Source organism: Acinetobacter sp. MD2(2019), assembly GCF_035615615.1.
Lineage (GTDB): Bacteria > Pseudomonadota > Gammaproteobacteria > Pseudomonadales > Moraxellaceae > Acinetobacter.
Window position 1 is genome coordinate 1 of record NZ_VTDU01000037.1, and the last position, 10,496, is coordinate 10,496.

2 protein-coding genes are annotated in these 10,496 nt (G+C 43.9%); both read left to right on the forward strand.

The window, feature by feature from the left end; translation table 11 throughout:
• A partial coding sequence (locus tag I2F62_RS12495) for a ShlB/FhaC/HecB family hemolysin secretion/activation protein (RefSeq protein WP_324627323.1) occupies positions 1-678 on the forward strand: 678 nt, incomplete at its 5' end.
• A gap of 119 nt (positions 679-797) precedes the next feature.
• Positions 798-10,496: hemagglutinin repeat-containing protein (locus I2F62_RS12500; protein ID WP_324627324.1), on the forward strand; the 9,699-nt coding region annotated here is incomplete at its 3' end.

Here is a 10,496-nt window from a genome sequence, read left to right on the forward strand (position 1 = left end):
GTGGGTGGTTGGTATCGAGAATCGCGTAACTACATTGAAGATGTTGAGGTTGAAGTCCAACGCCGAAAAACCGCAGGCTGGAAAGCCACGTTGGACCATACTGAATACTTTTCTAATGCGACATTAAGCGGCAATTTGACTTACAAACGTGGTACTGGTGGCTTGGGTGCTATGCGTGCACCTGAGGAAGAGTTTGGTGAAGCCTATACCCATGTAGGGATCATACAGGCGAATGCTAGTTTACAAGTACCATTTAAATTCGGTGCACAGAACCTGCAATATACCGCTGAATGGCGGATGCAACATACAAATCAGCCTTTGACGCCACAAGACCGCTTCTCAATTGGTAACCGTTATACCGTGCGTGGTTTTGATGGTGAACAAACATTGATGGCAGATAACGGCTTCTTGGTACGTAATGAAATCAGTGGCGCTATCTCTAAATTACCAATGCAATGGTATGCCGGTATTGACTATGGTGAAGTTGGTGGACGCACTGCACGTGAACCCAATCCTTTACCCGGTACTAGCTTACTCGGCAGTGTGATCGGATTAAGAGGGCAGATTGCACCACTTCGCCTAAGCTACGATGCCTTTATAGGGGCGCCACTTAAAAAACCAAATCATTTTAAAACAGATGATTATACCACTGGCTTTAGCCTGAACTGGAGTTATTAACCTGAGTCAAGCAGATGCTTAAAAGGGTTTTAATTTTAGAACACATTTGGATCTCGCTACATTTGATTTTTTCTCGTCAATGAGATTGCAGTACACAACAAGATTTAGAGTAAATACACATGAATAAGAATCGCTACCGTATTATCTTCAGTCAGGCGCGTGGTATGTTTATCGCAGTCGCCGAGATCGTCAAAAGCAAGACCAAACAGGCTGGACAAAGTCAGTCAGATGGTCATGACAATGAAGTGTGTACAGCAAGTGATTCGGGCAGCATTGGCTTTGATAGCAGCCATTTTAAAAAACTCAAACGTGTGAACTTTGCTGTTATTAGCTTGTTGGGTGCTACGATTTATACCTTACCGATCGCAACTATTGCCGATAGCCAGATTATTGCAGATAAAGGTGCGCCGACCTCACAACAACCGACTATTTTAAATAGCAGTAATGGATTGACTCAGGTCAATATTCAGACCCCAAGTGCAGGTGGTGTATCCCGCAATACCTATAGTCAATTTGATGTGGGACAAGAAGGTGCCATTCTCAACAATGCCCGTAACAACACCCAAACTCAATTGGGCGGCTGGGTACAAGGCAACCCGTGGCTTGCCAAAGGGGAAGCCAAAGTCATTTTAAATGAAGTCAATTCGAGCAATCCGAGTCAGCTCAAAGGCTACATCGAAGTTGCAGGTAAACAAGCACAGGTAGTGATTGCCAATCCATCTGGTTTGGTCTGTGATGGTTGTGGGGTCATCAATGCCGATCGTTTTACCCTCACGACGGGTCAGGCGGTCATGAATCAGGGCTATCTAGAATCGTTTCGGGTACGTGAAGGCCAAGTAACCATTCAGGGTAAAGGCCTAAATGGTAGTTTAACCCCATATACCGATGTGTATGCCAATGCTTTAAAAGTGAATGCTGGACTGTATGCCAATCAACTCAATGTGGCACTGGGTCAAAATGATATTCAGGTGAAAGATCAGACCACAGCCAATATTAACCCTGTACAGAGCAATATCTCTACAAATAACACCCCCCAATTTGCACTGGATATTGGGCAGCTTGGCGGCATGTATGCGGGTAAAATCTTTTTGGTGGGAACAGCGCAAGGTGTAGGCGTGCGCAATGCGGGTTCAATCAATACGACAGACTCGACACTTAGCCTGAATGCCAATGGGGATTTAACCAATACAGGCAATATCATTGCCAATAAAGATCAACTACAACTGACTGCTCAAAGTATTAAAAATACAGGCAATATCAGTAGTGCCACTTCACAACTGAATGTACACAGCCAGAATCTAGATAATTCAGGTTTAATCAGTAGTGCAGATGAACTGCATTTAAACCAGCAGCAACTGAGCAATCGTGGCACGCTGAATGCAGCGCGTATCGTGATTGATGCAGGCAGTTTAGCAAACAGTGGCTCAATTGAACAAACTGGAGCTCAGGCGCTAGATTTAAAAGCGGGTTCAATGCGTAATACTGGAGGAAAAATAGGTTTAGCCAAGGTTACATCTACTCCGAATACAGGTGGTACGGGAGGTAATACTAGTTCCTCAGCGACAGAGATTGTCAATCCAGCTCAGGATGGGGGGAGTGTGGAAGTCGCTAGTGGTGATCAGAGTAGCACCCCAAGTGTACCTAAGCACTATGATACGGGCTATATTCATGTTCAGGAATTACTGAATAATGATCAGGGCGCGATTGTGGCGCAAGGCGGAATAGACCTAGACAGTCAGAATGGACTAAATAACCAAGGCGGTCAACTCAACTTAGGTCATGTGAAAATTCAAGGCGAGCGCTTTAACAATGATCAGGGACAATTGACGGTTCAGCAGGCAGAGATTCAGACCAATACTTTGAGTAACCAGTCTGGTCAATTGATCTCAAACCAAAAACTGAATATTCAAACCCAGACGGCCAATAACCAGAAAGGGAAAATTCAATCTGTTGATCAACTCGATCTGAATGTAGCGAATGGTCTTGAGAATACTGAGGGCCAAATTGCCAGTGGGCAACAACTCAATATTCAGGCAGATCAAGTCAATAACCAGTCTGGACTGATCTATTCAGAACAACAAGGCATCGAACTAAAAGCCAATCAAGCCATCAATAACACATCCGGCATTATTCAGGCCAAAACCCAGTTAAAGCTTGCGAGTACACAGCTGGATAATACCTCTGGTCATATTCAAGCAGAAAACATTCAGCAACAGCATACAAGCGTCAATAATACCCAAGGGAGTATTGTTGCAGGCCAAAGTTTCATCAGTACGGTCGATCAATTTGATAATCATCAAGGGTTGATTGATGCTAAAAATGTTCAATTGACCCATCAAGTGCTCAATAACAGTGGCAGTATTTATGCCGATCAAAACATCAAGATCACAGGGCAGCAAATACTGAATACAGGTTCGATTGCTGCGGGACAAAACCTTCAGCTGAATACAGCAAAATTACAACATGAGCACGCTGCGCTGATTGCTGCGGGTCTGGATCGTCAGGGAAAACTGACAAGCACGGGTGATCTTGACATTACGGCAGATCAAACCGCACTGCATGGACAAAGCTTTGCTGGTCAAAATTTTAAAGTCGCGTCAAAGCAACAGATTGACGCGACCAATGGACAGTTACAAGCAAAAAATATCGATTTAGCCAGTGATGCAGGTGATATTTCTACACGTGCAGCAACGGTGATAGCAGAGCAGTTGCGCCTTAAAAGTCATGATTTGATGGATAATCAGCAAGGGACACTGAGTGCACAGCAATTAAATCTAACAGCAAACCGTCTGGATAATACACAAGGGCATCTTTTACATACAGGTCAGGATCAGTTAGACCTCAACTTGAGCCAGAGCTTGAATAACCAGTCTGGGGAAATTCGTAGTAATGCCGCTGAGCTCAATATCAAGACAGCATTATTGAATAATACACAGGGCCAAGTGGTTCATGCGGGAACCCAGCAACTAAATATTCAAACAGATCAACTCAATGGTCACTTGGGGCAAATCCTGAGCAATGGAACCTTGCAGCTCAAAGGTGGTATGTTGGATGTAAGTGGCGGGGTAACTTCGGCAGATCAGATTGCGATTCAAGCCAATGCGCTAAACAACGCACAAGGTCAGTTGATTCAGCGTGGTACACTCAATCCTTTGCGTCTTGTTGTTGAGCAACAACTCAATAATCAGACTGGACTGATTCAAAGTGCAACAGCAACGGATATTAAAGCGGGTAGCCTAAATAATCAGGGGGGGACACTCAGCTCGGTACAAGGTCAGAATTTAGATTTAAACGTCGGAGGAAAGCTAGATAACAGCCAATCGGGTCAAATCTACGCAGGCCATCAGGCGCATCTTCAAGTCGGTTCACTCGACAACAGTAATAAAGGACAAATCAGTGCCCAGCAGAATCTTCAACTAATCAGCCAACAGCAAATCAATAACCAGTCGGGACAAATTGTTACCAATGCTGATATTCAGATTCAATCACAGGGGCTGGACAACAGTCATGGGCAAATCGGTTCATTACAAGGTGGCCTCAGCCTAAATACTGGATCAGACACGCTGATCAATCAATCGGGTCTGATTCAGGCTAAAAAAGAGGTCAGTATTCAGGCACAGCACATTGATAATCAGCAAGGTCAGATCACCACACAAGGACAAGCCGATCTCATCAGCCAAGCAGAGATTGATAATCTTGAGGGTTCAATTGCAGCTGATTTAGATTTAAATATTCATAGCCAAGGCCTAAATAACAATAAGGGCCAAATCAGTAGTGCGCAGAGTGATCTGGGCTTAAATGCGGGTAACGGTGCTCTGACGAATCAGGCCGGTACGATTGTTTCTGGTAAAGCGCTTACGCTAAGTGCCAATCAACTGGATAATCGCCATCAGGGTCAGATCAATAGCCAAAACAATGCAGACATTCGCATCACTCAAGACATGAATAATACCAGTGGTGTGATTGCAGCGAAGCAGCAATTAACCCTCAGTAGCCAAGGTCTGAATAACACGACTGGTCAAATAGGTACAGTTCAGGGCAATCTCCACATCGATACTGGCTCGCAGCTTGTAAATAACCAGCAAGGCCGTATTCAATCTGGTCAAGATCTCAATTTAAACGCGACCGGTATTGATAATACTCAGGGTCAAATCAGTAGCAAAAATCAGTTACAACTGGATAGCCGTGGGCAACTGCTTGATAATCGTCAAGGCACGTTCAGTGCAGAAAATCTGACGATTGATTCAGGTGAACTGAACAATGATCAGGGACTAATTCAGGCACAGCAAAGTATCCAGATGGATACCCATCAGCACAACCTAAGCAATACCAACAGTGGTGCGCAAGGCGGCATCCTGAGTCAGGGCAATATTCAACTGAATCATATTCAGACACTGAATAACCAACAGGGCTATCTTGCCAGTGCTCAACAATTGGATCTACAAGCCAATCAGGTGTTCAATCAAAACGGCACCTTACTTGCAGCAAAACAGCTTAATTTGCAAGGAACAGGCCAAAATCAGTTATTCAACAACCAGTCTGGGCAAATGTTGTCGATGGGCGGCATGCATCTGAATATTGATCAGATCAATAACAAGGGTAAAGCCAATCTTGCTGATGCCGATAGCCATATTATGGCGGCAGGTGAGCTGAATATCACCACCCAGCAACTAGATAACCAGAATACGTTAAATACTGATCCAACACCTTCATCGATACAGGGCATTGATGCGAATACACTGAATATCACCAGTCATGTCTTAAATAACCAGAGTGGTGTAATTCGTAGTAGTGCGGATCAAAAGTTGAATATTCAAAACGCCCTGAATAACCAATCAGGACAGATGAGTAGTGAAAAGCAACTCACGCTTCTGGGTGATCAACTCCAAATTAACAATTTGAATGGACAAATACTCGCAGGTACAGGACTGGATCTCACTGCACAATCTTTGTCTGGAGATGGTAAACTGCTGAGTTTGGGCAATGCTACACTGAGTTTAGAAAAGGATTATATCCATAATACGGATGCTCAATTACAAGCCAATCAAGATTTAAGCCTAAATACACAAGGCAATATTATTAATAACGGTACGATTAATGCAGGCAATCAACTGGCGTTAAATGCTGTTAATATCACCAATAACCAAAATGGTAAGATTCAAAGTCATGAGGCTCGACTTACCGCGCAGAATGTCTTAAATAATACGGGATTAATTAACGGTGACTTTACCCGGTTGCAGGCAGAAACCCTCAGCAACCAAGGCGCAGGTCGTATTTATGGCACCACATTGGCGATTCAAGCCAATACCTTAAATAATCAGCCTGATAGCACAGGTACAGCCCCTGTGATTGCATCACGCGGTGACCTGCATTTGGGCGTACAAACGCTTAATAACCTCTCGAATCCGACAGACTACACCAGTCAAGCCCTTATTTTTAGTGCAGGTAATTTATATCTCGGAGGGGCATTGGATGCCAATAATCAGGCAATGGGTCAGGCAAATGTCATTCATAATGAAAGTGCAACGATTGAATCACTGGGAGACATGAGCCTTTCGGCGAAGCAGATTAACAATATAAACAAATACTTCAAAACTGAACAAGTTGAAGTGAGTCGAAAAGATGGACTAGAAAAATATTGTAATGCTTGGTGTACTTTCGATGGAAATTATTATGATGGTAATCCCAAAGAAGATTGGATGAGATACTATTATAGTGAAATTACCTACGAAACAAGAACAATGCAATCAGCGCCAGCTCAAATTAAGGCGGGTGGTGCACTTCATTTGAATGGTGCTCAGGTTCTCAATGATAAAAGTCAGATTCTGGCTGGGGGAGAAATAACTCATCTTGGTGGCAGTATTGATTCTGGCACACAAATTGATGGGATTCGAAGAATTGTTAATACGGGTACTCAGGTTAAATATTGGAAACATGAAGGACAGTGGGATAATCCATTTGAAAATTCAAGTGAAACTACATTTGATCTGATTATTAGCCAAGCCTTAGGCAATCAAAATTTAAATCAAAATCAGCTATCAACGGTTGCAGTATCAAACAATCAAAGTGCGGAACAAATCCAAAATAGCCAGACAACTCAACAAGAGATCAATGGCTTACAGACGACCAATAACAGCACACAACTGAATCAAACCAAAGATGTTGATCTGGATAAACTGAACTTAAAAGATTCACAGAGCCAGAATGCACCAGAAGCCAGCGCTGTAGATACTGCCCAACAGCAAAGCACAACGTCTGCACCGAGTCGTACCTCACAGGGGGCTTCAGAAGAAATCCGAAGCATTGATTCTAACCATATTAAAGTCCCCAATAGTGCGTTATATAAAGTCAATGCAGACAGCAAAGCCGGCTATTTGATTGAGACCGACCCAGCCTTTGCCGATTATAACAAATGGTTATCATCGGATTATATGCTTGATGCACTGGGGTTGGATCCAGCTTTACAGCAAAAACGTTTGGGCGATGGTTTTTATGAACAGCGTCTGGTGCAAGATCAGATTGCCAACCTGACAGGCTATCGCTTCCTGACAGGCTATGCCAGTGATGATGAACAATATAAAGCATTAATGAATAATGGTGTCACTTTCGCCAAGCTTTATGGTTTACGTCCGGGGATTGCTCTAAGTGCAGCGCAGGCAGCACAGCTAACCACTGATATTGTGTGGTTAGTGGAGCAAACGGTGACTTTACCGAATGGCACGACCACCAAGGCTTTGGTTCCGCGAGTCTATGTTAAGGCAAGAGCGGGAGATCTAAAAGGCGATGGCACCTTAATCTCAGGGAACAGCGTTAATCTGAAACTGGACGGTGATTTGATCAATGGGGCGACCATTGCAGGCCGTGAAGCAGTGCAAATTACGGCAAATAATGTGCAGAACCTAAATGGACGGATACAAGGTAATCAGGTCGCCATTGAAACCCAAAAAGATTTAAACAATGTGGGTGGACAAATCACAGCTAAAGATGCCATGGCACTCAAAGTGGGTGGGAATCTCAATCTTGAAAGTACCACTCGTACATCTGTATCCCATGTGGGGCAAATCAGTTCTAGCATGACCAATATAGATCGTGTGGCAGGACTGTATGTCGGCAACGGCAGTACAAAGCAGCTTAATCCGAACCAAGCCACACTGGCGGTGGATGTTTTGGGCAATAGCACTTTAAAAGCTGCACAGGTGAGTAACAGCAATGGTGCGAGCTTATTCAATACCATTGGTAATGTTGAAATTGGCACGGTCAGTGTCGGCAAGCAAGAAACACTGAAGATCGATGATAAAAATGGCTATCAACAGAAACAACAGCAGGACGTTGGCAGTCAGATCAATAGTATCGGATCATTGGTTCTTAATGGGCAGAATATCAGAGGCAAAGCTGTTGATTTAAATAGCCAACAGGGTGATATACAATTGTCTGCCCAAAAAGATATTGTATTGGACAATGGTTTAAATCAAAGCACTGTTTCTAGTCAGTCGCAAAACAAAGGATCATTTGGCGGAAAAAAATCATCGACCTATGATGCGAGTAGCAGCACATCCATTGCCAATCAAATGAAAGCTGGACAGAACATTATTATCAATAGTGTAGAGGGTAACATTAGCGCGACCCATTTACAGGCGGAGGCAGGCACTAATATCCAGATCCAGACCCAACAAGGTAATGTCACCTTGTTATCTGCAATAGATGACAAGCGAGAAAGCTCAACTTCATCGAAAAAAGGCGTTGCGACCTATAGCAATCGCCAATCTGGTTATATTGATCAAAAAGTCGCGCAGAGCACCCTCAAAGCAGGCGATACCGTCGATATCAATGCTGCCAAAAACATAGAACTACAGGCCAACGATGTACAGGCAGGCAATAGCATCTATGTGGGGGATACACTGATACAACGTCAGGCGGATGGCAGCCTAAAAGCCGCAGATGGTTCATTGATGCCTGAAAATGTCACCCTGTCTACCCTTGCCACCAAAAATGAACAGTGGGACGAACAACAAAAAGGCTATCGGGGTGTCGCCAAAGAGCTGATTAAAGGATTAGCGATAGGCGCAGTTGGCATCGGATTGGATGACCCTGTCAAGATAGGAGAAAGCAAAGGCGAACGAAGCGAGCAAACCTTACAGCAAGGAACATCGCTTCAAGCAAATAATATTGCGGTGGGTTCAATTGGACAAACCACACTCACCAGTAGTGACCTGAATGCTAAAAATATCAGATTAACGGGTCAAAAAGTTACATTGAATGCAGCAGAAGAACAAAGCAAACATAGCAGCAGTCAAGGCGAAGAAACTATACAGGGCCTAGGTGTTAAGCTCAACAAAGACAGCTTACGCCTAGGTGGCTTCAAAAGTGAAGACACAACACAAAGTACCACCACGACTACCACCACGCATAAATCAGGACAGATCAACACAGAGAACCTAAACATACAGGGTGCAGAAGGAATAGACATCCTTGGTCAAAATGTCAAAGCCACAGGCGATACCGTACTAGATCATGGACGGGGTGAACTTAATATTGGTGGCTATGAAAATAAAACCGTTACTGAAGAAAAAAACCACACCAAAACCGTGACGAGTGAAGTTGGGGTAAGAAATGCCTTTGTTGATGCAGCATTGGCAATCGTTGCACTTAAAGATGCGACCAAAGCCTTAAACAATGCTAAAAAAGACTATAGTCAAGCCCAAAAAGACTATGCCGCAGGAAAAATTACCAAAGATGCATTAGATGATAGTAAAGCCAATTTAGCGATGGCAACAATTAATTTAGCAACAGCTGAAATTGCCGTTGGTGCGGCGGCGGCAAGTGCAGCGGCAAGTACTGCGACCTATGGTTTCACGATTGGTGCTAATGGAGAGCGAATAGAGACCACAAGCACTTCCACGACGACACAAGGCCAATGGCAAGGTAGTCATCTTGATCTGAATAACTTGACTCTGAAATCAGAAGGACAAAATGCCAATCTCCAAGGGAGCCGCTTAACCGCAACAGGCACCACCAGCTTTGATGGTACCAAAGACCTGAATATCACCGCAGGAACTGAGCACAATAGCCAAAGCAGTAACAGTAAAACCAATAGTCAGAGCGTGAGCTATACCTATGGTGGCGGTGGCAGTGCATCTATTGGTAAACAGACGAGTAAATCAGAAAGTAATAGCCTAACCCACGTCAACAGCGAAGTGACTTTGAATAAAACCGAAGGAAGCTTAAACAGCCTGAACATCAAAGGCGGCGAAGTGAGCATACAAGATCGGGGTAATCTACAAGTCAATAATATCCATGTTGAAAGTCTACAAGATACTTCGAGTAGCAGTAACAGTAGTCGAGGTGGAAGTATCGGAGGTGGTTATGGCGGTGGCAGTAAAAATATCACTGCGAGCTATAACCAAGGCAAAGGTAGCAGCGACAGTGCATGGACGAGTACTACCAGTAAACTCCTCATTGGCGATCAAAATCACGATGCCAATTTAGATGCAATGGGCGTTAAAAATGTCACTAATATCGGCGGTGTAATTGCCAATGCGACCAAGAATGCAGATGGAACCCTTACCGACCACAAAAACTTAAACTATACAGGTAATTTAGAACTTAAAGATTTACAAGACCATAATTACAACAAGAGTAGTGGCTTTAACGTATCGACTAATATCGGGATTCCACAAAAAGGATCAAAAGCAGCATCGACTGCACCGAAAGGCTCGACCACAATTGGATTAAACAGTAGTGGGCAAGAAACAGAGCAACTGACCAAAGCCACGATGGGACAAGGTACGGTTACAAACGCTGCAACAGGCACCAACCGC